This is a genomic window from Loigolactobacillus jiayinensis, from assembly GCF_003946445.1.
Classification (GTDB): domain Bacteria; phylum Bacillota; class Bacilli; order Lactobacillales; family Lactobacillaceae; genus Loigolactobacillus; species Loigolactobacillus jiayinensis.
Genome location: NZ_RHOF01000030.1, coordinates 23396 through 50075, shown reverse-complemented (window position 1 = coordinate 50075; position 26680 = coordinate 23396). Strand labels below are relative to the sequence as shown.

Genomic DNA, 26680 nt, shown 5'->3' with positions numbered 1-26680 from the left:
TTAAAGAAAAAGACGAGAGGCTTTTCTATTTACACATAAAATTTGACACTCTCTTTTTTGGCTTATACCGCAATTTTGTGTAAGCAGCGGCCACGTTTAGATGCCGCAAACTAAACTTTAATTATTAAAGGAGGATCATCATGAAAGTTATTGTTGTTGGGTGTACACACGCTGGTACTGTAGCGGTTACGCAGATTTTACAGGAACACCCAGAAACTGAAGTGACTGTTTACGAGCGCCACGATAATGTGTCCTTTTTATCATGTGGCATCTCACTTTATCTTGGCGGTGAAGTGAAACGGCTAGAGGATATGTTCTATTCTAGCCCAGAGCAACTGCATGAATTAGGCGCAACGGTGCTGATGCAACATGATGTACTCAAAATCGATGCACAAGCTAAAACCGTTACTAGTACTGACTTAGTGACAACTGAGCTTACGACTGAACACTATGATAAGTTGATTATGGCAACAGGCTCTTACGTCGTGGTGCCACCGTTATTTGGCATTGATAATTCTAAAGTGTTGCTGTGTAAAGATTATGCGCAGGCCCAAGAAATCTATAAAACGGCGCAAAATCATCGGCACATCGCTATTGTCGGTGGCGGCTACGTTGGCGTTGAATTAGCTGAAAGCTATGCTGATACGAATCACGAAGTCACGCTGATCCAAAGCCGTGATCAATTATTGAATAATTATGTCGATAAAAATTTAGCCGATAAAATTAGTACCCTGCTAACTGAACATGGGGTCCATGTTTTCTTGAATGAGCGGGTGCAAGCTTTTAACGGTGACGAACAAGTCGTTGTTGAAACTGATCAAGGAACGCACGAAGCTGATTTGGCGATCGTTTGCACTGGTTTCGTTGCCAATACAGAATTATTGCGCGGCCAAGTTGAAATGGATCGCCGCGGCGCTATTATCATCGATGATTATATGCAAACGTCTGATCCAGATATTTATGCGGCAGGGGATGCTTGTGTTGTCCATTATAATCCAACTAATAAGGCGGCGTATATTCCACTGGCGTCCAATGCGGTGCGCCAAGGTATTTTAGCAGCAACCAATCTTTTCGGCCATAAACAAAAGTACATGGGGACACAGGCAACGTCAGCGATGGCACTTTTTGGCCATACCTTGGCATCAACAGGAATGACGTTACATGCCGCACATACAGCTGGATTTAACGCCGCTTCCGTTACCTTTCACGAAAATTATCGTCCTGAATATATGCCTTCCACAGCGATGTTAACCATTAACTTAGTTTATAATCGCGACAATCGGCGTATTTTAGGCGCACAGTTATTCAGTAAACACGAGGTTGCCCAGTCAGCTAATACGATCTCAGTTTGTATCCAAAATAAGAATACGATCGATGACCTCGCTTACGTTGACATGTTATTCCAACCCAATTATGATCAACCGTTCAATTATTTGAACTTAGTTGCACAAATGGCGGTGGCACAAGAACGGCGCGCTTAAGGACTTAGTAGCGGATTTTGGCGTTAAATAAGGGATGAGATGAATGACACAACAATTGTGGCTTGTTCGACCACTATTTACAGGGATATTTTTTACATTAGGGATCGTTATGTTTTTTCAGCTGATCGTGCGTTCAGCACTACGCTGTTTAAATCAACAACGGCAAAAAATTGATTGGATCGACTTCTCAGTGGGGTGGCTACGCTTTATTAGTGTGCTGTATTTTTCAGCTTTAGCTATTTTCTTCGAGTATAGCGGCGCGCATGTACACCATTATGTCGCATTTATTAATTTTCGCTTGTTACTTTTAGTTTTTGTTGTCGTATTTCTCGGGTTGCGTTCTAGCCTTATTATTATGCTGTGCGATGATCTGTCACACTTATTCTTTTACCATTTCACGATCGTTACGCTATATCACAGTATTTTCGTGTTCATTGTTTTATTGATCGTCTACTTAGGTGTTAGCTTGATTCAGCGAAATAATTCAGCAGCGGCGTGGATCATCCCGGCAACGACTGGCGTTGCAATTATTGTTTGGGTGACGATCCACCTAGTCGATATTCAAGGTATTGGTTTAGTGACCCGCTATGAAATGATGTACAACATCATCAGCTTTTTGATCATGGAAACGTTACTCTTTTATGGATTGACCTCATTGTTTCAGGAGAATCAGCAACTGCTGACGATTACACGGCAGGCCAGCATCGATGACTTAACTAAGGTGAAAAACTACAACGTATTTAATAAGGAATATGCACAAGTATTTGCGGATGCGCGGCAGAAAAATTTAACCCTAACAATGCTGGAAATGGACATTGATCGTTTTAAAAATATAAACGATCAGTACGGCCATTTAGCCGGCAATGAAGTTTTACGGCAAGTGGGGGCCACTCTGAAAAGAGTGACTAAGCAAGTTGCACAGGCTGAATGCTACCGAACTGGTGGTGAAGAATTTAACGTTTTACTACCTGATTTAGCGGTGACAACAGCCGCGCAATTTGCCAATAGGTTGCAGGCCGAATTAGCGCAACTTGACGTGATCTATAATCATGAGCACATCCAAGTAACGGTTTCAGTAGGTATCGCGACGCTACGGGCGCACGATCAAAGCGCTGATCATTTATTCGAGCGCGCTGACCGCATGCTTTATTTGTCGAAAGGCCGTGGCCGCAACCTTGTGACCACAGACGAAACAGCTTAAAATCAAGCGCGCTGAAAAAGCAAGCGGGTGGCATAAGACGTTCTGCTTAGCCAATTCTTACTAACCAGTGTTGGTCAGAACGGGCGACAGCAGCTTAGGGCACACGTTTTAATATTCGGCAATAAAAATGAGACTGTGACATAGTGAAATTAGTCACAGCCTCATCTTTTTAATCATTTTCGTTAAGAAATCCCTGCTGTTTTAAAACGGTCAATAGCTCACGCCGCGGGTGCGAGGAAAGCAAAGCACCGCGGATAACTTGAGTAAAGTCAGCTTGACGGGCGTTGCTACTGCGCGCTTGATAATATTGTTGTAACGTTTGCTGATAAGCAGTCAACGCTTCCGAATAGGCGGTGGGTTCTTGATAGCCATTAGTGAAGTGAACAGCCGCTTCTGGCAAGCGCGGTTTAATTTCATTTTGATCATTCGGGTAACCGACCAATAGGCCAAATAGTGGCATGGTTAAGTGTGGTAAGTGTAACAGTTCAATTACTTTGGCGGCATCGTTTAACACACTGCCCAGCACAACTGCACCTAAACCGAGGCTTTCGGCAGCCGTGATCAGATTTTGCGTGGCTAAGGTCGCATCTTCAACACTGGCTAAGAAGCGATCAGCGCCACTTAGTAGATCAGGTGCTAAGCCTTGTTGCTGCGCTAAGGTGGCGTTGCGATGTTGGTCTGCAACTACGATCAATAGGTGGCCACTTTGCTGTACAAACGGCATCGTTGTGATTGCTGCGATTTGTTGCCGCAACATGGGTTCAGTAACGCTGATAAAGCTATACGCCTGTAAGAAAATACTAGAAGAGGCGTGCTGAGCAGCTGTGATCAATTGGGTCATTAAAGCAGCGTCAACTGGTTTAGTACTGAAATTACGGTGCGACCGATGCTGATTGAGTAAGTCGATTGTTGTCATGTGCGACGACCTTTCCTTTTAATTCGATATTATTTCTAGATCATGTTTTATAATTACGATTAAGCAAGTTTTCAGTGCGACTAACGGCCAACTTGCTTGCTAATTCACGCCGTAAGGGTTAATTTGTGGTTGGTGAACAACCAACAGAAATGAGGAAAAAGCCATGTATCATTTTACCCGCCAAGACCTGTCAGCGCAGCAACAGTATAAATTTATCAGTGGGAGTATCATTCCGCGGCCAATCGCTTGGGTCACGACCCTAGCTGGCGACGTCGTTAATCTAGCGCCATTCAGCTTCTTTTCCAGTATTCCTGGTAGTGAGCCATTAATGACATTGGCAATTGGCCGTAAAGCGCCGCAACAGCCAAAGGACACGGCGGCTAACTTGCTAGCCAATGGTGAGGCGGTAGTCCATATTGTTTCGGCCGATTTAGTCGAGCAAATGAACGCCACCGCGGCCACGCTACCACCAACTGAAAGCGAGGTCCGTGCTGCCGATTTGAAGTTAGTCAATAGTCAGTCAGTGGCTGTTCCTGGCTTAGCTGCAGCCAAGATTCGTTTTGAAACCACTGTTTATCAACATTTGCTGGTGCCAGATCACAGCGGAACGCCGATGGCTGACCTGTTCGTATTGCGGGTCAGCGATTTTTACTTTGCTAGTGACGTATTCGATGCGACACATGGCTATATTTTACCCGCTGCTTTACAGCCAGTAGCGCGCTTAGCCGGCGCTGAATATGCTGAATTAGGGGCGACTTACCAATTAGCGCGACCACAATAGTGGGACGCTTTTTTATTTACGAGCGCGCTCGGCAATTAACTGGCGGCGACGCTTGATCCGCTTGACCCAAAAGCCGCCATTGAAGGTTGTGGGTTCCAGCGACAGCATAAATGCGCGCTCATTGAAGGCCAATACCATAGCGTAAATCGTTTTTTCATCTTTGCGTGGGACTAAGACTTCAAGCACCATCCGCGCACCATCACGGCCAGTACCATCAAATTCAGTAACGCCATAGCCGGCATCGCGCAATAAACTAACGAGCGTTTTCTTGTCACGGTTTTCCTCATCGCGGGGAATAATGATCTGCACGATCACGTAACCGATGGCTAGCCAACGATCGATCAGCATGCCTAACGCGATCCCGGTGCCAAAGCCTAGCGCATAAGCTACCAAATAAAGGGGATTGGCTAAGCTATTCAACACATAATTTAACCCTAGGGTGTATAGCGTGATTTCAACCATACCAAAGAACGGTGCCACCCAGATCAAGCCTTTATTTTGAAAAATCAATCTTAATGTATTGATCGTCAAGTAGAGTACATTGATACCAAACACTAAGCCAATAAAACCAAAATCAACGTGCATATTTACACCCCCGTACAAAAATAATTCAAGTGCTAAGTTAGTTAGTCACCTGATTACAGTTCATTCTAAACTGCTACTATTGTAAAAGGCAAGTTTCCTATAGCCCGCGCAATCTTATGATTCAGTTGGGACTGGTTTAGATTCAACGTGCAAGGTCTGTTGGGTAATAATTTGATATAAAATCGTACGGATAGCCGCTTTTTGCGTACGTTCATACGCTGTGTCATTTGCGCTAAATAGCGGTGTGGCAGTTGCTTGATCCAAACTAGCCAATTCAGCGTTGATCCGTGTAACGAATTGATCATAAGCTTGTTGTGCCGTTGTATCGGCGGTAATGGCTTGCTGGATACCAGAATGAATGGCCTCCAACGGAAATGCAGCCTTGAATAAGCTGACGATCATAATTTCGGCTAAATGAGTGCGCGTATAATGTTTTTTTTCAGGGCGATGAATAATTTTACGTTTAACGTAGCTATTAACCATACTTTTAGTCAGCGGTTCAATGCCCAGTGGCCGTAAGTAACGATCCGTTTCGGTGATCACTTGATCCATATATAAGTCAAATTCGGGTAAGGCTTGCCAAGTTGGTAAGCGTACCGTTGCGAGCTGTTGCAACCAATGATTAAAATCAGTTTCTGCCATTAAAATTTCCCCTTACACTAAAATAAGTTACTCTTATTATGCCACATAAAAAAAGTAATTGCATTATCTAGACTTTGTATCTAGATGTGGTAAACTATAACTAGAGATGTATAAGGAGGCTATTTTATGGCAACGAATATGAAGCACGAAATATTAGTATTAGAAATCTGGAATGCAATCACCCATGGTATCGGGTTTATCGGCAGTGTTGTTATGTTTGTTTTACTGGTTCGCCGAGGTTTAACGGCGCCGGAACCAGCGCTATTAGCCTTAACGATTTATGGTATCACACTGATGTTACTTTACTTAGCGTCAACCTTATATCATTGCTTGTCGTTAACACGGGCCAAACGGCTATTTCAAATCTTTGATCACTGCAATATTTACTTACTGATTGCCGGCACATACACACCATATTGTTTACTAGCGATTCGCGGCGGCTTTGGGTTAGGCATGTGCTTAGCTATTTGGGGCCTAGCCGTAGCGGGCATCGCGTTGCATATTTTCAGTGGCGCACGCCAACAAAAGCTAGAAACCACGATTTATGTTGTAATGGGCTGGCTGTGTCTACTGGCAATGCGGCCGTTATACCTGCATCTAGGCACAACTGGCTTCATTTTACTAGTCGCTGGTGGGGTGACCTTTACACTTGGTGCAGTCATTTACAGTTTTCCCAAAGTACCATACCTTCATCTAATTTGGCATTTTCTGGTTATGCTAGGCACGACGCTGATGTTCTGCTCGATTTATTGGTTTATTTAAGCCAATGTAAGCGCGATTACTTGCTATTTCCCCGACAATATATTTAGATATAGGTGTGATTAATAAAAACATGTAGATTAATTTGCGTATATTAAGATTAAGCACCTAAATCTTTAGTATTGTGGAGGGATCTGAAATGACTCAGAAAAATGTAAATCGCCTACGTCAGGCGACAACGGTGGCTTTAACCGGCATTCTTTTTAGCTCGACACTTATGGCAACGGTACCACCGCTAGTTCAGGCCGCGACGACAACTAGCACCGAGCAAGCAACAACTAAAAACCCAGCGCAATTAGCGGCGCAACAAGACGTGCTGGCTGATAAGGCTAGCGGCACCAGCAGTGATCCTGCCGGTGATGCCACTTACCAAGCCGATTACACGGCGGAATTTAATTTGGGCCAGCAAGAATTAAAACAAGGCCAAGCCGCGGCGGATGCTGATGTTACTGGTCAAAAGCTGGAAAACACCAGTAACCCAGCCAGCAGCAGCGCTTATTTTGCCCATGGTTATGCGGCTGAATTTACTGCAGCCACAACGGCATTCAAAACAGGGATGACAGCAGGGCAGGCAGCTGGCTATGCACAAAAGCCAGCCCAAAGTGATGCCACATTGGGCGCAGTCTATCAAGCCGGCTACACGGCAGGCTACGCGCAAGGTAAAGCCAAACAAGCCGCTGAAGCCAGTACCGCAGCCAGTCAAGCGGCAGCCGCTAGCCAGGCCGCCAGTGACGCTGCGAGTCAGACTGCTAAACCTGCGACTAGCCAGGCAACAAAGCCTAATACGAGCCAAGCAGCGACTAGCAAACCCGCTAATAATCAAAGTCAGGCAGCTACGCCAACTGCAAGTCAAGCAACACCAGCTAAGTCAGCAGCGACTGCAGTTGCGCCAACTAATAGCGGTGCAACTAGTGCGGCTAGTAGCACGACAACACCAATTTTGGCAACGCCGACAGCGCCAAACGAGAATAATGGGTTCGGTAATAACCTTGCTAGTGCCGATAATAGTTGGTTGTATACAACCGGCACGCCGGTTGCTTCGCATACGGAGTTCATTAAGCTATTCGCGCAAGATGCCCAAAAAATTGCCCAAAAACAAGGCTTATATGCTTCAGTCATGATTGCGCAAGCAGCGTTGGAGAGTAATTGGGGGACCAGCACTTTGTCACTAGCACCAAACTATAATTTATTTGGTGTCAAAGGTAGCTATCAAGGCCAAAGTGCGCTGATGGCCACACAGGAAGATAACGGGTTTGGTCAACTCTATACAATTAAATCGAATTTTAAGCGCTATTATGGTTATAAAGATTCATTGACGGATTACGCCACCTTACTTCATGATGGGCCTGGCTTAGCGTCTAATTATTACGCTGGTGCTTGGAAGCAAAACGCCAAAGATTATCAAGCAGCTACCAAGGCACTTACTGGTCGGTACGCCACTGATACGAGTTACAATTTGAAGTTAAATCAGATTATTGCTACTTATCATTTGACGACTTATGATCAAGCACCAACTACTAGTGATACTACAGCAGCTAAACAAGTGAATTTCACGGCTACGCTCAAGCAACGGCCACAATTAAAGCATATATTACGTGGTTATTTTCAGAGTGAGCAAACGGCCCATTACTTGATCAGCAAGACGCAATTATTGAAGACACCAATTATTTGGCAACTTTAATAAGAGTGGGTTTTAAGCCGCTTGAGTAACGGTCAGCGCGACGGGGTAAATACTGAGCATTTTAAAATACCAAAAAAGCGCACCGACAAAAGTCAGTCCGCTTCGTGAACCGGTTATAAAACAGTTTACGGGGGACGTAATCTGAGCTTACCGGTATCACATTAATGGTACCATTAATGGTCTCTAAATCAAGCTGTAACTGTATATTTATACTGAATATTTTTGCAAAAAGGATTCCTGCCTCAGTGAATCCTTTTTGGCGTTCCGTGAAAATCAGGTGTTACGTTTCACATGAAACATAGCTGGTTGCACCACGTTTTTAACGATTAGGTACAAAAAGTAAGGCTAATTATGGTATATTAAAGGCAACTTAGTAACGCTAGAGCTTATGGCGTGGTTTTTCACCATAAGAATGAATACTCAAACGTAACCTTATGAATTATTAGAAAGCAGACTTTGGCATGACCGAATTTTATATTGTGCGCCATGGACAGACACAAGCGAATACACAAGATATTAAGCAAGGCACGATCAATACGCCAGCAACTTATTTAAATGATACTGGTAAGGCGCAAGCGCAAAAACTGCATGATCATTTTGATTTAAAATTTGCTGATCGAATGATTGCTAGTCCATTAGAACGGACCAAACAAACCGCTGCCATTTTAAATGTTGGCTATGACCTACCTTTAAGCTACGATCAGCGCTTGTTAGAAATTTCTTATGGCCGCTGGGATGGTCAAACTAACGCCAGTTTACGCAAAACCTATCCTGAATTATTTAATCCAATCACCGGTGAAGTGTACCCAGACTACGCCATTCCGGCCAAAGGGGAAGAATTTACCGCAGTTGAAGCGCGCGTGCGTGAATTCACCGAGGACATGACGCAACGTTACCCAGAAGAAAAAATCGTTATCGTTTCTCATGGCTTTACTGTGCGCAGCTTTGCAATTAACGCGGTACAACCAAAAGATCCAATGAGTATGCCGGAACCAGAAAATACCAGTGTAACCAAGATAATTTGTGCACCAGATACACTGCAACAATATTTGATTTACTACAATCGACGTTACTAGGACTAATTTGTGCTATAGTCGACTTAAAGGGATGATTATATGGCAGAAGATCGGGTAGCAGATTTAGAAAAGATTAAGGCGCGCTTAGTTAAGTTAGCGGCAGATATGCGAAAGTTAGGCGCTAAAACTAGTGGTATGAGTCAGCACTGGACGCAAAATCAAGCGATTCGTGAAGTTAATGCAATCGTCAGTGAGACGAAAAAGGTAACGGCAGTAGACCAGCCACTAACTGCAGCTGAGCGGCGTGGACTGGAATATATTGAAGTTGAATTTGTCGATCTTGACGATGCGCTGGTTAATTTACCTGATTCTGCGGATAAGTTAAAGCAAGTTATGTTACAGCAACAAGCGCTTAAAGCAGTTCGGCAGCGATTAACACTAAAATAGCGTTAGGCAATTTGCCTAGCGCTATTTTAATAACTGAGCTGTTTGCGGCGACAATGCGCGGCGTTTTAACTTACCGTTACCAGTACGGGGATAGTCGGTGACCAAATAGAAGTCACGGGGCACCTTGTAATGCGCCAAATGTTGCCGGCCGTAAGCACGTAATTCAGTAACACTTATCGCTGAGTTTAGTTGAAGATAGGCTAGTGGCACATGGCCCCAAGTCTTATCGGTAGCACTGGCGACCACAATACTTTTAACGGCAGGATGTTGCTGATAAACAGCTTCGATTTCTCCGGGGAAAATATTCTCGCCACCGGAATTGATCATATCACCACTGCGGCCTTGGACAAACAGGAAGCCTTCATCATCGAGATAGCCGATATCGTCTGTATCGAACCAGCCAGCATGGAGCTGCTTGGCCCAGATTTCTGGCTGATCAAGGTAGCCGGCAGCCAAGGTTGGTGTTTTAACTAAAATATGCTGGGCAGCATCGATTTTAATTTGAACCGGAAATAACGGCTGGCCAGCGGAACCTAATTTACGTGCTGCGTTGGCAAAATCTAAAGCAACGATCTGCGAGGCCGTTTCGGTCATACCATACGACTGGATCACAGGGATTTGGCGTTGCTGACACTCAGCCAAGGTTGCGCGATCGATCGGCCCACCGCCCAGTAGCATGCAACGAAAAGCCGCCTGATAATGTTGTGTTTGTGGCAGCGTCTGTAGTAATTTCTGTAACATATAGGGCACTACTGAAATCGTTGTAATCGGCTGTGTACACAACAGATGGTTGATTTCTTCAGCGTCAAAATGATCAACCAGCACAACTGTCATACCGTAGATCAGGCCACGCAACATGATCGATAAGCCGCTAATATGAAATAACGGCACGCAACAAAGCCAAGCATCCTCTGTCGTTAAGCCTAAATTTAGGACAGACCCAATGGCGGAGTAGAAATGATTGCCATATGTTTGCAAGACACCTTTAGCGTGACCAGAAGTCCCAGAGGTGAACATGATGCTGGCAACGGTTGTCGCGGTGAACTCAGTCGGTGGTGTGACTACTAGCGGCTTTTGTTGGGCTAATTGACTGAAACTAACAACTTTGATTGGCAGCGGCCGTACCAATTTATCAGCGGTTAAACAGAGTGTGACGGCGGCATCAGCTAGTTGCTGGGTCAATTCGTCGACGCTCAACCGCTGATTCAATAGCACTGGCGCGACATCTAGCTGTTGGACAGCCAAAATCGTGACGTAGCCAGTCAGTGAATTATCGGTCAGCACAGCAATGCGGCCGCTAGGTGCTAATTGCTGAATGCGGCCAGCTTGCTGTAAAACTTGTTGCTGTAACTCAGCAAAGGTCAGACTTTGTTCGCCAGCACGCACGGCAATTTTTTCCGGTGATAGGCGTGCGCGTTTGCTTAACCAATTCTCCATTGTTTATGGAAACTTCGGGAACTGATCAAAATCAGGTTTACGTTTTTCGTTGAAAGCGTCCCGGCCTTCCTTGCCTTCATCGGTGGTGTAAAAGAGCATCGTTGCGTCGCCAGCTAATTGCTGCAGCCCAGCTAAACCATCGGTGTCAGCGTTCATTGCTGCCTTAATGAAACGTAGGGCAGTTGGTGATTTAGTCAAAATTTCATTACACCAATCCAGCGTTACCGATTCAACTTCGGCTAATGGTGCAACTTTGTTGATCCAATTCATTTGATAAGCTTCCTCGGCGCTGTAGAAATGATTGAGGAACCAAACTTCCTTGGCGCGCTTATGGCCGATAACACGGGCTAAATAGCCGGAACCATAGCCAGCGTCAAAGCTGCCAACTTTCGGACCAGTTTGGCCAAATTGAGCGTTGTCAGCGGCGATGGTTAGATCACAGATCAATTGTAAAATATTACCGCCGCCAACGGACCAACCCTTGACCATGGCAATGACTGGCTTAGGGATGATGCGAATCAAATGTTGCAGATCTAGCACGTTGAGGCGGGCAATTTTGTCGGGGCCAACGTAGCCACCATTACCGCGAATTCCTTGATCGCCACCGGAGGAGAAGGCTTTGTCGCCGGCGCCAGTTAAGATGATCACACCGATACTGGCATCATCACGACAGATCGTAAAAGCCTCGATCATTTCTTGAATTGTCACTGGGGTAAAGGCATTGAGTTTTGCCGGCCGATTCATCGTAATTTTTGCGATTTTGTCCGCACGTTCGAAGATAATTTCTGAGTAATCTTTGACGCTTTGCCAAGTTACACTAGTCATCATTACAACTTCTTTCTATATGGAGGTAAATTATGAATTTACTTGAATTGTTGGGCATTAAAACACTGCGCGCCACCACCACTGAAGCCGTTATTGAAGTACCAGTTACGGCAAAATTAAAGCAACCATTTGGCATTGTCCATGGCGGCATTAACACGATTTTAGCGGAAACTGCCGCTAGTCTAGGCGCTAATGCGGGCTTGGATACGACCCAGCAAGTGGCGGTGGGCGTCAACGTGGAAACGCACCACCTTTATACTGTAGCACAAGGAACGTTGCGCGCCAATGCTAAACCATTGCATGCGGGCAAACGATTGCAGACCTGGCAAGTTGAGGTTCACGAGCAAGCTAGTCAACGGCTGACCAGTGTTAGTACCGTAACGTTGATGATCACGAAGCGCGCTAACTAAAAAACGTGCGTCAGTGAAGGCGCACGTTTTTTAAATTATTCTAAAAAGCCAGGTTGTGCGTAAACAGGGTTAGGGTAGGTGTAGAAACCTTCGCCAGAACTGACCCCTAATTTACCTTTATCAATAAAATTCGTTTTGAGCAGGCTCGCCAATTCATCATATTTATGATTACCGGTAGTCGCAGCGTAGTTTTGAATAATATTGTAGGCGGTGACGATACCGACAACGTCGAGGATGCCAAATGGACCTTGCGGTGCGCCGGTAGCCAGCATCCAAGTTTTATCAATAATTTCTGGGTCGCCGATACCATCAAGGTACAACATTTCTGCTGCATCGAGGAACGGCACTAAAATTGAATTAAGAATGTAGCCAGGTTGTTCCTTTTGCACGGGAATCGGAATCATGCCAATTGCTTTGGCGAAAGCGATAATTTGAGCGAATACTTGTGGGTCAGTTGTTTTGTGACCCATAATTTCAGCGGTATTATTTTTCCAAATTTCGTTGGCAAAATGGAGTGCTAAAAAGCGTTCTGGTCGACCAGTTTCAGCCGCAAACTGACTAGGAACTAGGGTTGACGAGTTAGTAGCGAAAATCGTTTTTTTCGGAGCCAGTGGGGCAAGTTGCTGATAAAATGATTGCTTGATCGTCACGACTTCAGGAATCGCCTCAATCACTAAATCAGCGTCACTGACAGCTTTTTTCAAATCAGAAGTATAAGTGATCCGCGCTAAAGTCGAATCCACCGCATGTTCTGATTGTTGAATCGCGGCAGTAACGGTATTGTTCAGCCCGGGTAATAGGTTGGTGTTGTAATTCAAATTAGCAGTTGACTGTGTGAACTGGGCTTTTGCATTATGAATCTCAGCTTGATAAGTCGTTTCCAGCCCAGCCATTTTAACTTTAGCCTGACCTAAAACGGCATCATTAATATCATAAACGGTTACATTAAAACGTTTAAAAGCGACCTGAAAAGCAATTTGTGCACCCAAAACGCCACTGCCGGCGACGACTACATTTTTAATTTCCATGATCTACACCCTTTCTAAGTTGAGTTGCTATACCAAATATCGCTAGTTTATAACTATATTAGTATAAAATCAACAATAAAAAGCGCTTACTTATCTAATATAAACATATACCAATTGTGATGATTGTGGCAAATTAACGTTGGATAAGTGATCGATCAGGTTAACTGGCTATCTTTAATTGTGGCGAAATACACATAATCGGCCGAAAAAGGTCTGCAAAGGCTAAAAAAATATTTAAATGCTACGCGTAAAAAAGCACAAAAAAAGACTTCAAGTCTCCTCAGTCTTGAAGTCTAACGGTTCGTGGAAAATGCCTGACCTAATTTACTTTGGTCGTACAGAAATTTTTGAATATCTAGACACCTTCATATTAAGTTTTACGCGTGCGGCTACTTCTAGCTAACCTGTTCATATAATATATCATCTGTATGGTCGTACCTATCAGTGGATAGGATTCATGACCCGAAAACTAGGTTTTAGCGAAGTGCCAGAAGCGTTGGAGCTGTGGTTATGCCTGCTATGCGACATACACCTCCATAAAGAATTTGTTACCTATTTGTTGATTCGACGTTTCACAACATAGATCTTGTTTAGAAACCTTGGAACAATCAAGTGTTGCCAACGACCGCCATCGCTTGTCTTGGTGGTCTGCCGAAGACTTTGGTGATACTTAAATTGTTACCAACGACTGCTATCTCGTGTCTTAGCAGTCTGCCGAAGACTTTTGGTAATACTTGGATATTGTTGCCAACGACCGCCATTTCGTGTCTTGGTGGTCTGCCGAAGACTCTTGGTAATACTTTTAAAATCATGTGTTACCACCGACTGCTATTTCACGTCTTAGCAGTCTGCCGAAGACTGAGGAGCCTTATACTGCTTGGTCAGGTCTTATTCCTTTCCACACTCATAATATAGCATCATCTGTAAGCGATTGCAAGTGATAACTTCCTTTTTTTGAACGATTTTTTTGCGTTGTTTAAGCGGCAAAAAAAGCCGCGCGTTTATTGCCGTTAGCGTCGCTGCTAGTCGGCCTTTTATGGGTTGGCGATGACGTTTTGCGTGGCAGATTAATTTAAGTGGGCAGCTAAATTAGTTTACTGAATAATTGAATTCATAAAAAAACGCACAGCCCGAATAAATCGAGTTGTGCGACTTTAACATACTATTGAATGGCTTCCTTATTAACACGTAATTTTTTCTGGCAGTCAGGGCATAAGCCGTAAACTTCCATATGATTACCGGAAATCAAGTAGCCGGTTAATTCAGCGGTTTTTGCTTCTAACTGGCGTTCAACCTGATTGAAATTAGGATAACTAACGTCAGTAATGCGGCCGCAATTGGTACAAATTGCGTGGTAGTGGGGCGTGCCGAAATAATCATAGTGCGTGCTGCCATCACCATTTTGCAATTCAACGACGATACCGAGATCGACAAAAGTATTTAATGTGTTATAAATTGTTGCTGCACCAAGGTTTGGTAATTTTTTGCTAAGCGCCACCCGGATCATTTCGACTGATGGATGGTTATGGTGGCTGGCAAGGTATGAGAGGATAATATGGCGTTGTGGTGTGACCCGCAAACCATGATCCTTCAATACCTGCAGTGTTTGATCCGTAACATCAGTAGCCACAAGCGGTCATCCTTCCTAAATATAATTGCGTACTTCATTATTTTTCACAACTTTAATTTTTCACACCCTTAGTAAACCACTTTTTTAGAATGATTCCAAGCTAAAACACTATCCCAACTGAAAAAAGTTTTCAATTAGCGTTATACCAGTCTTTTTGAGAAAAAGGTAAAAATCACTTTACTTTTAAAAGAATTAAAATTATAATTTAATTGATAATAAATAAGAATGATTCTAAATTAAAAAAGACTAAGCGGAAGAAGGCTGCAGTATGGAACGGGCTAAGAAACAACGCTCATTAGCAGAAAAAATCAACGTCATGCGGGCCAGTGTCATGGGTGCTAACGATGGTATTTTGTCCATCGCTGGTATCGTAATCGGTGTTGCCGGAGCGACGAGCAACAGCAACGCAATTTTTCTGGCTGGTATCGCTGGTATGTTGGCTGGGACAGTGTCAATGGCGATGGGTGAGTATGTATCGGTCAATACACAACGTGATTCAGAACGTCGTGCTATCGAAAAAGAATCAGCAGCATTGGATGATCATTATCAAGATGAATTTGATTTTATCCAACATAAGTACATGCAAACTGGGATCCCCGCTGAACTAGCTAAAAAGGCGACCCACGAAATGTTACAAAAAGATGGCTTGTATACAGCTGTTCGTGAGCGCTATGGCTTCAACCCGCGGGAACAAACCAGTGCTTACGCCGCTGCGTTTGCTTCAATGATTGCTTTTCCAACTGGTTCAATTTTGCCACTGGTATCGATCACGTTCTTCCCGCCGGCCATCAAAATCGTCGCCACCGTGGCGGCAGTGATCGTAGCGTTGACCGTCACTGGCTACACTGCAGCAGCATTAGGCAATGCCAACCGCGGCCGCGCCGTTTTGCGGAATATAGTTTCTGGATTGTTGACGATGGTCGTTACTTATGTGATCGGTAGTTTGTTTGCGCATTAAGGAGGCGCTGAATAATGATGAAAGCTATTAAACCAACAGCGGCGCCAAAACGTAAAATGACCATGGCCGAACGCTCCAATACTTTGCGTGCTGGTGTGCTCGGTGCTAATGACGGTATTTTGACGGTGGTTGGTGTGCTGTTTAGTGTCGCTGCCGCTACCACCAATGAGTTTACAATTTTTATCGCTGGTTTAGCTGATTTACTGGCCTGTGCTTTTTCCATGGCTTCTGGCGAATATGCCTCAGTCAGTTCGCAAAAAGATACGGAAAAGGCGGTGGTCGCCAAGGAAGCTGAGCTATTAAAGACAAATTTTGCCAGCGAATTGGCTGCAGTGACCGCGCATTATCAGGCTCGTGGCGTTACAGCGGCGACTGCCAGTGAGATTGCCGCGGCATTAATGGATAAAGATCCGTTGGGAACCGTGATCCGTATTAAATACGATCTAGAATTAGGCCATTATATGAGTCCTTGGCAGGCGGCGTTTTCGTCACTTGTTGCCGCAGCTTCCGGCGGGCTGTTCCCGTTAGTGGCAATGACACTAGCACCAAGTGCGTGGGCCTGGCCAAGCACGATCGCCGCTGTTACCTTATCGGTAGCGCTGACCGGATTTCTCAGTGCTAAATTAGGCGATGGTCTTGTCAAAACGGCAATTGTGCGTAACATATTAGTTGGGATCATTACAATGTTTATTCATTATTACATCGGTCAGTGGATGTAAAAATCTGACAACGAGCGGCTGCGTCCACGCGCAACTGCTTTTTATATGGTGAAATTATACTTGGAGGCTTTTTTCGTGCAAACAAAGCAAACGCAACGTTTCTGGTTTATCGCAATTTTACTGGCGGGCACCTTTACGATGTCGATCAGCCAATCGTCACTTTCAACGGCGTATCCCACGCTGATGCAGTATTTCAACTTACCGGCGGCAACGATCCAGTGGCTGACCACCGGCTTTATGCTGGTGATGTGCGTCATGATGCCGGTTAGCCCTTGGTTATTAAAGAACATCCCCTTTAAGCACTTATTCTTAGGCGTATTGGTGATTTTTGATCTCGGCACTTTGATTATCCTGTTAGCTCCTAACTTTGGTTTGATGCTGACTGGACGTGTATTAGAAGCCATGGCCGTTGGGGTGCTCTTTCCGGCCTATCAGGCGGTTATGCTGACGATCACGCCAGAAACTAAGCGCGGCAGCACCATGGGCTTGGCTGGCTTAGTTATGGGTTCTGCGTTGGCAGTAGGACCAATTATTTCTGGGATCGTTTTGCGCTTCACCACTTGGCAAGGGCTGTTCATCGTTTTTTTGGTTATTATTACCTTGGTGCTAATTGCCAGCTTATTTACGATTAAGAGTGTGATGACCTTAGCGCCATCTAGCGTTGATTTCATTTCAATTGTCTGTTCTGTCGGCATTATTGGCGTGTTATACGTCGTCAACCAAATTGGTCAAAGCGGCAACTGGGCCTTTAATTGGGTGTTACTACTCGTCAGTCTTGCAGCACTGTACATTTTTGTCCGGCGCCAATTTAAACTGAGTCAACCGTTATTGGAGCTACGGGTGCTGAAAACATTTAATTACGATTTAGCGGTTCTATTAACGGCGATTTCCTATATTGCCTTGATCGTTGTTACCATTATTTTTCCCTTGTATTATCAAAAAGTCCTAGGCGTTTCGCCATTTATTTCCGGTATGGCGCTAGTTCCTGGGGCAGTGGTGCTCAGTATTTTGAACCCACTGACCGGTAAATTAGCAGATCGTTTTGGCTTTAAGAAAGTGATGCTGGCGGGGATGCTGCTGATTTGTTTAGGCTGGTTGATTTTGACGCTATTTGCGGCGCACATGAATTTAGTCTTGATGATGATACTAGCAGCGCTGATCGAAGGCGGCAATGCATTTGTTATGATGCCGGCTGTGACCCTAGGTGCCAACGCGTTGCCCGATAGCCTGATTGCTCACGGGACCGCAGTGATCACCACCGTGCGCCAAGTCTTAGGTTCCACCGGGGTGGCTGTGGCGACGTTGATTTTAGCTAACGCCACCCAAGCACTGCAACGGCGCGGCGTAACGCTGAATCAAGCGCAGTTAGGTGGGTATCGTGCTGTGTTTTTGACTTTCTTGATCGTTGAATTATGTGGCTTGGTTTTGGCGTTTATGTTAAAGGATACGAAAAAAGCATAAAAAAGTCCGCTAGTAGTCGTTTTTGTTTACGGCCGCTAGCGGATTTTTGAATGACCTGAACCTGATTCGGAGTCAGATTGCATTTTATTCACCACACTTATTTAATTTACGCGTTCAACGCGGTAATCTGTTGTAATTGAGTAGAAGTCATGCCCATTTGATTTAACGTTAATAATGTTTGCTTTAAATTTTGAAATTCGGTTTCAGTGTACAGTCGATCGTCAATGGCAATATCAAATTTTCCAGCAACGGTGAAGAGTTCACGATTCAGACGTTTCTGAACTTCCGTCTTATTCATTTTAACACCTCCAAACATAAGCTTAGTCACATCATACCACAGAATGTGAGAAAATATTAGTTTGTCTTACCTTAAATTATGATTTTATACCTGATAGGAAGTGGGTTTTAGATAAAATTTTATTAAATAGATATTTATTTATCATTTAATTACAACTATTCTAATCTAAGCGGGGATATAGCTCATTTTTATAATTATTTATCTAAATAATTTTTTATTATATATCGTTTAAGTGCTGTTTTAATAGCTTTTACATGAATTTTTTATAAATGAGATAATGATGTGAAAAAATTCTATATTCTGTAAAGTTATGCTATAATGCGGATAACAGAATATAGGAGGTGGATAGAATGGCAGTTAATGATTATATACCGGTAATCGCGTTACTTTTAGTGGTTGGATTAGTCGTGTTCTTGCAATATCAATTAGGGGTGCGACGTAGTTCAGTCAGAATGGCTTGTGTTTTACCGATTGCTTACAGCATTCTATTCACTACCTTGACGATTATCGTAGCTGGTTGGCAGGCAGAGGCGCTTCTCTTTATCGGTTCACAATGGGCAGTTGGTTACTGGCTCTATTTTATCTATGAATTTGGTCAGCACAGCACACAACCAGCAACTCCAGAAGCTGAACATAAATACACATTACAAACAGAAAAGAATAGCAAATAAGGCCAATCGTTAATGATTGGCCTTATTTTTGTGGAATTAAAAACAAGCTTCATTTTAAAAAGTGAAAATATTATCAAATTAGTCTAGAAAGCGCTATTATTAAGATGTATATTTGTTATCATGTAGTAAAATTATCAATTATGAAATAGAGGGTGTTAAATTTATGGTAGAACAACAACTAATTCATGAGTACATTCAACAGTTTGTTCCAATGATTGATTTCCTGGCAGAAATACTTGGTGAAAACAGTGAAGTACTATTAAACGATCTTACTGATCTAGATCATTCCGTCGTTGCGATTCGAAATGCAGATATTTCACACCGTAAAGTTGGCGATCCGGCAACTGATTTAGCGCTACGCACGGTACAAGCAGGTAAAATTGAACAGCGTGATTTCTTGGCTAATTATGAAGGTGTTATTCATAACCATCATAAGCTCTGCTCTTCCACTTATTTCATTCGTTATGAGGGCGAAATTGTAGCAATGATCTGTATCAATACTGATAATGGTCAACTAGATGAGTTACAAAAGGCGGTTACTAAAGTGATTGATGGCTATAACCATCTCAAACCTAATGCACCTAAAAAGGCTGTAGTTAATGACGTAATTGAACCAGAACATTTAACGAGTTCAATCCATGATTTAGCGACTTCAGAAGCTGAAAAAGTTTGTAAGGAACGTGGTGTTTCAGTTGATTACTTAAAGCGGGATGATAAATTAGAAATTATTCGACGACTTCAAAAACAAGGTTATTTTTTACTGAAAGATGCTGTGAGTAGCATCGCTAAGGTAATTAAGGTATCAGAACCCAGTATTTACCGGTATCTACAAATGGTAAAAGATGAAGCCGTTTAAATCAGCTAATCTTAGTTCTAAAATGGCGGTCTTATCTGTTTATTAAGATAAGATCGTCATTTTACTATAGGTCAGTAGAAACCTGTAAATCATTCACCGACTTTAACAGTGTTGCCAAAAATACGCATTTTCATTTGAATACCAGTTGGTGTTGCTGCTAAACCACCTAAACCAGTTTCACGTAATGCTTTTGGTAACCCTTTACCAACTTTATCCATTGCTTCAATGACTTCGTCAGCTGGAATTTTATTGGTTAAGCCAGCGAGTGCCATATCAGCAGATATTAGCGCGTTACCAGCACCAATTGCGTTACGCTTAACACAGGGTAATTCAACTAATCCAGCGACTGGATCACAGACTAAGCCAAGTAAGTTACTAATGGCCATGGCTAAAGCTTCAGAACTCTGCTCAGCGGTTCCACCAGCAGCTTCTACAGCTGCTGCGGCACCCATGGCAGAGGCACTGCCAACTTCAGCTTGGCAACCACCAGTAGCACCAGCAATACCAGCGTTATTGGCAATAACCATACCATAGGCACCAGCTGTGAAGAGGAAGCGGACCATTTGTTCATGATCGAGGTTTAGACGATCCTTGATAACGAACAATACACCAGGCAAGGTTCCAGTAGAGCCAGCAGTTGGTGTTGCACAGACAACGCCCATCGAAGCATTAACTTCATTTGTTGAAATTGCGTTTTGAACAGCTTCCATCATGATATCGCCAGATAACGTATGACCTTGTTCACGGTATTTTTTAAGTAAAACGGCTTCGCCACCAGTTAAACCAGTGGTTGAAAATACGCCATCACCCTCAACACCACGTTTAACTGCTGCTTCCATAACATCTAAATTACGTTCCATTGCTGACCAGACTTCTTCACGACTGGAGCTAGTCTTAGACATTTCTTGCTGAATCATAAGTTCAGAAACTGGTGTGTCAGTAGTTGTTGATGCTGCTACAAGTTCTTTAATACTCATATACATGAGATGACCTCCCTATAGGTAAACAAGTTGTGAATGTTTCTTAGCTAAATCGTCTAAATCATGATTCTTCAAGCGATTCTCTAGATCATATTCATAGAGTGTGCGATCGGCTGTGTGGTAGGTTGCTTCGTCGTTGACGCTAGTAACCGTGGCTAACTTAGCACTGACAGAGCGATGGTCATCATCATGACCTTGCATCAATAAAATAGGTAATGGACCTTTTGGCTTAATGTCAAAACCATCCATTTTGATTTCACGAATTTCAATGGTACCACCACCAATAGAACATCCAGAAACAATCACTTTACGTTGTTCGTTACTCAATTCAATAATTGCAGTGTTGGGATGACCGATTGGACTGTCTTCGCTTTCTTCAATAAAGGTAACCTTGATGCCTTGCTTTTCTGCAATTGGGATAGCGTTGGGAACTCGGCTATCATCGGGTTCAAAGCCGAGAATACCACTGATAATCGCATAATCAGTGCCGTGACCCTTGTGCGTTTCGGCAAAAGATTCATAGTAATGGATAATGACATTAGTTGGTTTATCGTGGAAGATCCGATTTGCTGCTCGACCAATTGCCACTGCTCCAGCTGTATGTGAACTTGAAGGACCAATCATAACTGGACCGATGATATCAAAAACACTTTTGTAATTAACTGCCATTTTAATCCGCTCCATTTCTATAAATTAAGCATTTGCGTGTGCCGGAACTTCTTCAATATTGTCATCAGCCCGAATTTCAGAGACTGTATGAATTTTGAAGTTTTTGAAGACATAAGCGCCGACGTAAGCCCAAATTGTACTATTAACTAAAATCAAACCAACTGCAATCAGAGTCTTAACAATAGAATTCATACCTAGCGCAACAATTAAACCTGCCCAAGGTGTTGCCATCCCAGTGACGTTGATCACTAAGCCAAAGGAGGTGACGATGATACCATTAATGGCGCCAGCAACTGCGTTAGTGGCAAATATCGGTACTGGATTAGCAGCAATGATATCAATCTGCGTTAGTGGTTCAATAGCAACAGCTAAAGTGGTAGAATCATTACCAAATTTCATTTTTCTGAATAAACTGAAGTTAAGGAATGAATTACCAGTACAACCAAGCGCGCCGATTGCCATTGGAACACCAACTAAACCAATCAAACTGGTCAAAACCATTGAAGAAAGTGGCGTCATACCGACCAAAGGAATAATCGCACCTAGTACTGCACCCATTACATATGGATTACCCTGGGTAGCGGTAGTGATTGTGTCACCAATTAGGTGAAGAATCATCAGAACAACTGGAGAAATCATTGTCGCAATTAAATTAACGAGAATCGGACCAGCCAGAACAACAACAATTAAATCAAGGCCATCAGTTACACGTTTTTGTATTTCTTTAATTAAGAAGGAGATAACGTAGGCGGCAATGAAGGCTGGTAATAATTTAACCTTGAGTAGGGAGACACCCAATAAAATTGCAAATACTGGACTGATGCCAAAAGATAAAGGTACTAGCGCTCCAGCAGCCAAACCACCAAGCGAGCCCATAGTGTCACCGATTTGTTTGATAAATTCAATGTGAAAAACACCACCAATTGCATAACTTAGAAATGCTTGTGGTAAAAAAGTCGCGCAGGCAGCGCCAGACAAAGCGCCAACAGCTTTCTTACCATTAGGGGCTTTAAAAGTAAATAAGGTCATAATTGCGATAACGGCTAGTAGCACCAGCACGCCTAGAATGATTTCCATGAGAAGTCCTCCAATTTATAAATGAGTGAGTAAAATTAGAATGATGACTGAAATCAGTAGGGCCGGCCAATGTGAAATCAGTCACGAAAAGACTTTTGGTAGCCCTTTCATGCTTACGAGAAAAGATTATCACACAGATAGAAATGATTCATGATAATAGAATGATATTATTATGAAAAAAAACAGTTAAAATTAAAAAAAGATGATAGCCATTTCCTGAATATTCAGAAAACAGCTATCATCTCATATATATATTGCTAAAAGTAGGGATTCAAAAAAGTATCATCAGTGATTAAAAAATATCTAAATAATAAATTTTACTCATGATAAATTTATTTTATTATCTTTTGACCATGTAGATAAGGCTGCAAAGCTTCAGGCACTTTTACACTTCCATCGGCTTGTTGATAATTTTCCAAAATCGCAGCAACTGTACGACCAACGGCTAAGCCAGAACCATTTAATGTGTGAACATATTCTACGCTACCGTCTTCTTTGCGATAACGAATCATTGCACGCCGAGCTTGGAAATCAAGACAATTAGAGCATGAACTGATTTCACGATAGATTTTTTGCTCGGGCATCCAAACTTCAACGTCATAAGTTTTAGCAGAAGAGAAGCCAGTATCACCAGTTGAGAGGGTGATCACGTGGTAAGCTAAGCCAAGTTTTTCTAGAACCTCAGCGGCGTTTTGGGTTAAGGTTTCTAGCTCAGCATAAGAATCTTCTGGTTTACTGAATTTGACCATTTCAACTTTATGAAATTGATGCATACGAATTAATCCACGGGTATCACGACCGGCACTACCAGCTTCAGAACGAAAACATGGTGTAAGGGCAGTGAAGTGAATTGGCAGATCTGCTTCATTTAAGATTTCGTTAGCATAGTAGTTGGTTAAGGGAACTTCAGCAGTTGGAATCAAGGTCATACCTGTAGATTCGACTGTATAAACGTCTTCCTTAAACTTAGGAAATTGACCAGTACCAAACATTGTTTTGCCGGTGACTAGATAAGGTGGGATGATTTCTTGGTAACCCTGTTCACGGGTATGTAGATCAAGCATGAAGTTATAGACAGCTCGTTCTAGTTGCGCACCAGCATTTTTGTAGTAAACAAAACGTGCACCAGAAACCTTAGCAGCCCGGTCAAAATCTAAAATATCTAAATTTTCGCCGATTTCCCAATGGGCTTTAGGTTCGAAATCGAATTCGGGAAGTTTTCCCCATTTACGAACTTCAACGTCACTGGCTTCATCGGGGCCAATTGGAATATCATCAGCAGGTAAATTAGGCAAACGTACTGCAATGTAGTGTAAGCGCTCAGCGACTTCTTTTTGACTTTCTTCAATGCTACGAATGTCGTCGTTAAACTGTTTAACTTTCGCAATTAGTGCCTGACCAGCATCAGATTTTGGATCGGCAGCTTTGATTTCTTCTGTGACTTTATTTTTTTCTTTTTTTATATTTTCTGCTTTAGTAATGGCATCACGATTTTGTTGATCAAGTGTGATATATTCATCGATTTCGCTAGGGTCGACGCCGCGAGTTTCTAATTTAGCTTTAACTTCAGCGGGATGAGTGCGAACTAATTTTGGATTTAACATAATAAAGACCTCTTTCTAAAAAATAAATTTATAAAAAAATCCCATAATCCTCAAAAAGAAGATTATGGGACGTTGATCACGTGGTACCACCCGTATTTATGCTGTTAAACAGCAATACTCTGAGTTTATCGTCTCACCGTGACCTTTTCAAAGGTCAAGCTAAGCAATGGATTCGCTATCAATAATGTATTAGCTTGCACCAACTGCTAATTCTCTGAATTATTAGTGATAGTTACTAGTTGCTATGATTGCGTTTTCTTTTGTTTACAGTCCTACTATAACAACCTTATATTCGTCTGTCAATAAAAAATTATCTAAATAATAGTTAAATCTTAGCTAGATAATTATTTTATCAAAAAAAATCACCGGTTAGGCGATTTTTGTAATCCTATTGCAAAACATCAATATGGTTGCCAGAAACGGCGCCGCCACGATCATGAACGACAGCTTCACCATAAGGCGTTTGGATATGTGTACCGAAGGCGATGTTGCTACCTGCAGCAGCAATCAAATAACCATCAGCGTCACGGCCAGTTGCAGTGCTGGTGCCGTCAGCAGTAGTGCTAGCGTCGCCCCAGCCTTGCTCTGGTGTTGCGTTGTAGTAAGTAAAGGTATAGTTACTATCAGCGCTGGTCGTTGAGCTACTAGTTGTACTGCTGCTAGTCGTTGTTGCTTGTGTTGTTGCAGCAGCAGTTGATGCTGTTGCTTGATTAGCAGCTTGATTCGAAGCAATCGCCGCGGATTGTGCCGCTTGGCTAGCTGCTTGTGTTGAGGCAATTAAAGCTGCCTGGCTAGCAGCAGTTGCGGATTCAGCCGCTGCTTGGTTGGCCGAGGCCGTGGCAGCGGATTGCGCTGCGGCACTAACTGCTGCTGCGGACTGTGCGGCTGCTTCGTTAGCTGCCTGTGTTGCTGCTTGACTAGCTGCGTTAGCTGAAGCGGTAGCGGCAGATTGTGCGGTTGCACTAGCAACTTGTGCTGAAGCCGTATTGGCAGATTCAGTAGCTGCCTGTAAAGCTGCGTTAGCTGAAGCAGTAGCAGCAGATTGTGCGGTTGCACTAGCCGCTTGTGCTGCGGCCGCGTTGGCAGATTCAGTGGCTGCCTGCAAAGCTGCATTGGCTGAAGCGGTAGCAGCCGATTGTGCGGCTGCGCTAGTGGCCTGTGTTAAGGCTGCATTAGCAGCGTCAGTTGCGGCTTGAGCAGCTGCTTGGCTAGCTGCGTTAGCTGAGGCCGTAGCAGCAGACTGCGCAGTTAATTGGCTATTCCAATCAGGTTGTACTGATTGCGCCGCTGCGCTGTAAGTAGTATTGTTTGTATTTTCTGTCGGAATATCTAATTTTTGGCCAATCAAAATAATTGGATTATCGCCGCTTAACTTATTAGCGGTTTTAATTTGATCAACGGTGACCCCGTATTGTTGGGAAAAGTCCCAAACGGTATCGTTGGCTTTAACGGTGACTGTTGCGGCGTCGGCTTTAGTAGCCACAGCGGTGACACCGATAACGCTAAGTAAAGTTGTAGCACTAATTAATAGTGCGTTCTTTTTTTGCATGCGGAAATCCTCCCAAAATTAAGTGAACGTTTTCGTTATATTAATAGTCTAACTTTAGCACGAAAATGTGTAGCTAACGTAACAGGAATATTACAATATGCTAGTTGTATGACATTAACATTACGTAAAGATAACAAAACGCCTGTTATGGGATTAACAGACGTTAAATCGTGGTATCAGGAACTTGCATGCTGCTAGTTTGGCTAGTGCCGTCACTATAATTAAAAGTGAACCCTGGCTGAACATTATAAATATAGACATTAAAATTTAAGCTACCATCAGTACTGATGGCTTGCAATTGGACACCGCGAGGCATTAATTCGTTACCACGAAAAATTGCGTGGGGTTGGTAAATGATTTTTTTGCCATCGCGCAAAGCGGTGCGAATTTTAGTTTCGTAAACGGTTTGTAGTCGTTGATTGCTAAACGCTGTTTGCGTGAATAAATTTTTCAAATTATTTTGATCGCCACTTTGCAAACTGGGATCGTAATTGCCGCTAGCGCTGATACCCTTAGAAATAGAATAGGCGACTAGATGACCACGATTGAGGATCGCAGTTCGGTTGGAAAACTTTTGGTGCCAGCCGGTGGGTTGTACGGTTTGACTGACTCGCAGTGAATCGTCGGCCACATTACGCTGCTCCAAATAGGCGGTATTAGCCGTGCTAGTGCGATTTAATTTATCTAAATTGGCGTAAACAGCATGATTGGTTTTCCAACTGCTGGGTGTCAGCGTTGACTTGTTATGATTGACGGCCACTACTGCTGTGGCACCAGATTGATAGTTGAGATTTGCCAATTCGGTCGTGCTGGCGCTAGGTTGGTCGCTACTAGTGGTGCTTGAGGAACTTTGCGTGGTTGTTGGCAACAAGTTCTGCGCCGTTTGCCACAAATTTTGCGATTGACTAGGTTTTAAGCCTAACCAACCGCCAATCAAAATCACTGCTAAAACTAACAGTGATCTGGTGCGTCTTCTCTTTCGTCTCTTCATGCCAAAAT

27 protein-coding genes are annotated in these 26680 nt (G+C 43.3%); 13 read left to right on the top strand and 14 right to left on the bottom strand.

Annotated features, from left to right (window positions below):
* The first annotated feature begins 140 nt into the window (after positions 1 to 140).
* Positions 141 to 1481: an FAD-dependent oxidoreductase gene (locus tag EKM80_RS08900; protein ID WP_125552768.1), complete on the top strand. Its 1341-nt coding sequence runs from the start codon at positions 141 to 143 to the stop codon at positions 1479 to 1481.
* Between the two features lie 43 nt (positions 1482 to 1524).
* Entirely contained in the window at positions 1525 to 2682 is a 1158-nt protein-coding gene (locus EKM80_RS08895) for a GGDEF domain-containing protein (RefSeq protein ID WP_125552767.1), read from the top strand.
* 169 nt (positions 2683 to 2851) lie between these two features.
* Here the strand turns inward: EKM80_RS08895 and EKM80_RS08890 are convergent, their stop codons facing one another.
* Complete coding sequence (locus tag EKM80_RS08890) at positions 2852 to 3598, bottom strand: nitroreductase family protein (protein ID WP_125552766.1); 747 nt, start codon at positions 3596 to 3598, stop codon at positions 2852 to 2854.
* Positions 3599 to 3761: 163 nt separating this feature from the next.
* Here EKM80_RS08890 and EKM80_RS08885 point away from each other — a divergent pair, with 163 nt between their 5' ends.
* Positions 3762 to 4379: a flavin reductase family protein gene (locus EKM80_RS08885; RefSeq protein WP_125552765.1), complete on the top strand. Its 618-nt coding sequence runs from the start codon at positions 3762 to 3764 to the stop codon at positions 4377 to 4379.
* A 12-nt stretch (positions 4380 to 4391) separates the two neighbouring features.
* Here the strand turns inward: EKM80_RS08885 and EKM80_RS08880 are convergent, their stop codons facing one another.
* A complete protein-coding gene (locus EKM80_RS08880) occupies positions 4392 to 4964 on the bottom strand; it encodes a DUF2179 domain-containing protein (RefSeq protein WP_125552764.1) in 573 nt (190 codons plus the stop codon).
* A gap of 114 nt (positions 4965 to 5078) precedes the next feature.
* Positions 5079 to 5606, bottom strand: a complete 528-nt coding sequence (locus tag EKM80_RS08875) for a DUF1836 domain-containing protein (RefSeq protein ID WP_125552763.1) — start codon at positions 5604 to 5606, stop codon at positions 5079 to 5081.
* A gap of 126 nt (positions 5607 to 5732) precedes the next feature.
* Between EKM80_RS08875 and trhA the strand changes: the two genes are divergently transcribed.
* The 4 genes from trhA (at position 5733) to EKM80_RS08855 (ending at position 9509) form a co-directional block, all read left to right on the top strand.
* Positions 5733 to 6368, top strand: coding sequence for a PAQR family membrane homeostasis protein TrhA (gene trhA, locus EKM80_RS08870; protein WP_125552762.1), 636 nt, complete (start codon positions 5733 to 5735; stop codon positions 6366 to 6368).
* A gap of 136 nt (positions 6369 to 6504) precedes the next feature.
* Positions 6505 to 8046, top strand: a complete 1542-nt coding sequence (locus EKM80_RS08865) for a glucosaminidase domain-containing protein (RefSeq protein ID WP_125552761.1) — start codon at positions 6505 to 6507, stop codon at positions 8044 to 8046.
* 461 nt (positions 8047 to 8507) lie between these two features.
* Positions 8508 to 9122 carry a histidine phosphatase family protein gene (locus EKM80_RS08860; protein ID WP_125552760.1) on the top strand — a complete coding sequence of 205 codons (615 nt, stop codon included), beginning with the start codon at positions 8508 to 8510 and terminating at the stop codon, positions 9120 to 9122.
* A gap of 39 nt (positions 9123 to 9161) precedes the next feature.
* Entirely contained in the window at positions 9162 to 9509 is a 348-nt protein-coding gene (locus EKM80_RS08855) for a hypothetical protein (protein WP_125552759.1), read from the top strand.
* 21 nt (positions 9510 to 9530) lie between these two features.
* On the opposite strand, the gene EKM80_RS08850 is transcribed toward EKM80_RS08855, so the two are convergent.
* The gene (locus tag EKM80_RS08850; protein WP_125552758.1) at positions 9531 to 10946 is read right to left on the bottom strand and encodes an o-succinylbenzoate--CoA ligase; all 1416 of its coding nucleotides are present in this window, start codon (positions 10944 to 10946) and stop codon (positions 9531 to 9533) included.
* 3 nt (positions 10947 to 10949) lie between these two features.
* A complete protein-coding gene (menB, locus tag EKM80_RS08845; protein WP_125552771.1) occupies positions 10950 to 11771 on the bottom strand; it encodes a 1,4-dihydroxy-2-naphthoyl-CoA synthase in 822 nt (273 codons plus the stop codon).
* Positions 11772 to 11803: 32 nt separating this feature from the next.
* Here menB and EKM80_RS08840 point away from each other — a divergent pair, with 32 nt between their 5' ends.
* Entirely contained in the window at positions 11804 to 12181 is a 378-nt protein-coding gene (locus EKM80_RS08840; RefSeq protein WP_125552757.1) for a PaaI family thioesterase, read from the top strand.
* 35 nt (positions 12182 to 12216) lie between these two features.
* On the opposite strand, the gene EKM80_RS08835 is transcribed toward EKM80_RS08840, so the two are convergent.
* Positions 12217 to 13209: a 3-hydroxyacyl-CoA dehydrogenase gene (locus tag EKM80_RS08835; RefSeq protein WP_125552756.1), complete on the bottom strand. Its 993-nt coding sequence runs from the start codon at positions 13207 to 13209 to the stop codon at positions 12217 to 12219.
* A gap of 1162 nt (positions 13210 to 14371) precedes the next feature.
* Positions 14372 to 14839 (bottom strand): Fur family transcriptional regulator, encoded by a 468-nt coding sequence (locus EKM80_RS08830; RefSeq protein WP_125552755.1) that lies wholly within the window; start codon positions 14837 to 14839, stop codon positions 14372 to 14374.
* A 268-nt stretch (positions 14840 to 15107) separates the two neighbouring features.
* Between EKM80_RS08830 and EKM80_RS08825 the strand changes: the two genes are divergently transcribed.
* The 3 genes from EKM80_RS08825 to EKM80_RS08815 are packed head-to-tail and all read left to right on the top strand — an operon-like array spanning position 15108 to position 17977.
* Positions 15108 to 15797 carry a VIT1/CCC1 transporter family protein gene (locus tag EKM80_RS08825; RefSeq protein WP_125552754.1) on the top strand — a complete coding sequence of 230 codons (690 nt, stop codon included), beginning with the start codon at positions 15108 to 15110 and terminating at the stop codon, positions 15795 to 15797.
* Positions 15798 to 15811: 14 nt separating this feature from the next.
* Positions 15812 to 16516 carry a VIT1/CCC1 transporter family protein gene (locus EKM80_RS08820; protein ID WP_125552753.1) on the top strand — a complete coding sequence of 235 codons (705 nt, stop codon included), beginning with the start codon at positions 15812 to 15814 and terminating at the stop codon, positions 16514 to 16516.
* Positions 16517 to 16561: 45 nt separating this feature from the next.
* Complete coding sequence (locus EKM80_RS08815; RefSeq protein WP_386699695.1) at positions 16562 to 17977, top strand: MFS transporter; 1416 nt, start codon at positions 16562 to 16564, stop codon at positions 17975 to 17977.
* A 106-nt stretch (positions 17978 to 18083) separates the two neighbouring features.
* Here EKM80_RS08815 and EKM80_RS08810 read toward each other — a convergent pair whose 3' ends face one another.
* Complete coding sequence (locus EKM80_RS08810) at positions 18084 to 18275, bottom strand: hypothetical protein (RefSeq protein ID WP_125552751.1); 192 nt, start codon at positions 18273 to 18275, stop codon at positions 18084 to 18086.
* Positions 18276 to 18625: 350 nt separating this feature from the next.
* Between EKM80_RS08810 and EKM80_RS08805 the strand changes: the two genes are divergently transcribed.
* Together EKM80_RS08805 and EKM80_RS08800 are read left to right on the top strand one after the other, a co-directional pair.
* Complete coding sequence (locus tag EKM80_RS08805) at positions 18626 to 18946, top strand: hypothetical protein (RefSeq protein WP_125552750.1); 321 nt, start codon at positions 18626 to 18628, stop codon at positions 18944 to 18946.
* A 163-nt stretch (positions 18947 to 19109) separates the two neighbouring features.
* A complete protein-coding gene (locus EKM80_RS08800) occupies positions 19110 to 19802 on the top strand; it encodes a helix-turn-helix transcriptional regulator (RefSeq protein ID WP_125552749.1) in 693 nt (230 codons plus the stop codon).
* Positions 19803 to 19891: 89 nt separating this feature from the next.
* On the opposite strand, the gene sdaAA is transcribed toward EKM80_RS08800, so the two are convergent.
* From sdaAA to EKM80_RS08770, 6 genes are all read right to left on the bottom strand, one after another.
* Positions 19892 to 20785, bottom strand: coding sequence for an L-serine ammonia-lyase, iron-sulfur-dependent, subunit alpha (gene sdaAA / locus EKM80_RS08795; protein WP_125552748.1), 894 nt, complete (start codon positions 20783 to 20785; stop codon positions 19892 to 19894).
* 12 nt (positions 20786 to 20797) lie between these two features.
* The gene (sdaAB, locus tag EKM80_RS08790; protein ID WP_125552747.1) at positions 20798 to 21451 is read right to left on the bottom strand and encodes an L-serine ammonia-lyase, iron-sulfur-dependent subunit beta; all 654 of its coding nucleotides are present in this window, start codon (positions 21449 to 21451) and stop codon (positions 20798 to 20800) included.
* A 24-nt stretch (positions 21452 to 21475) separates the two neighbouring features.
* Positions 21476 to 22528: a PTS sugar transporter subunit IIC gene (locus tag EKM80_RS08785; protein WP_125552746.1), complete on the bottom strand. Its 1053-nt coding sequence runs from the start codon at positions 22526 to 22528 to the stop codon at positions 21476 to 21478.
* 332 nt (positions 22529 to 22860) lie between these two features.
* A complete protein-coding gene (serS, locus tag EKM80_RS08780; protein WP_125552745.1) occupies positions 22861 to 24132 on the bottom strand; it encodes a serine--tRNA ligase in 1272 nt (423 codons plus the stop codon).
* 388 nt (positions 24133 to 24520) lie between these two features.
* On the bottom strand, positions 24521 to 25681 hold the full coding sequence (locus EKM80_RS08775; RefSeq protein WP_125552744.1) for a LysM peptidoglycan-binding domain-containing protein: 1161 nt from the start codon (positions 25679 to 25681) through the stop codon (positions 24521 to 24523).
* A 163-nt stretch (positions 25682 to 25844) separates the two neighbouring features.
* Positions 25845 to 26672: a DNA/RNA non-specific endonuclease gene (locus EKM80_RS08770; RefSeq protein ID WP_125552743.1), complete on the bottom strand. Its 828-nt coding sequence runs from the start codon at positions 26670 to 26672 to the stop codon at positions 25845 to 25847.
* Positions 26673 to 26680: the final 8 nt, after the last annotated feature.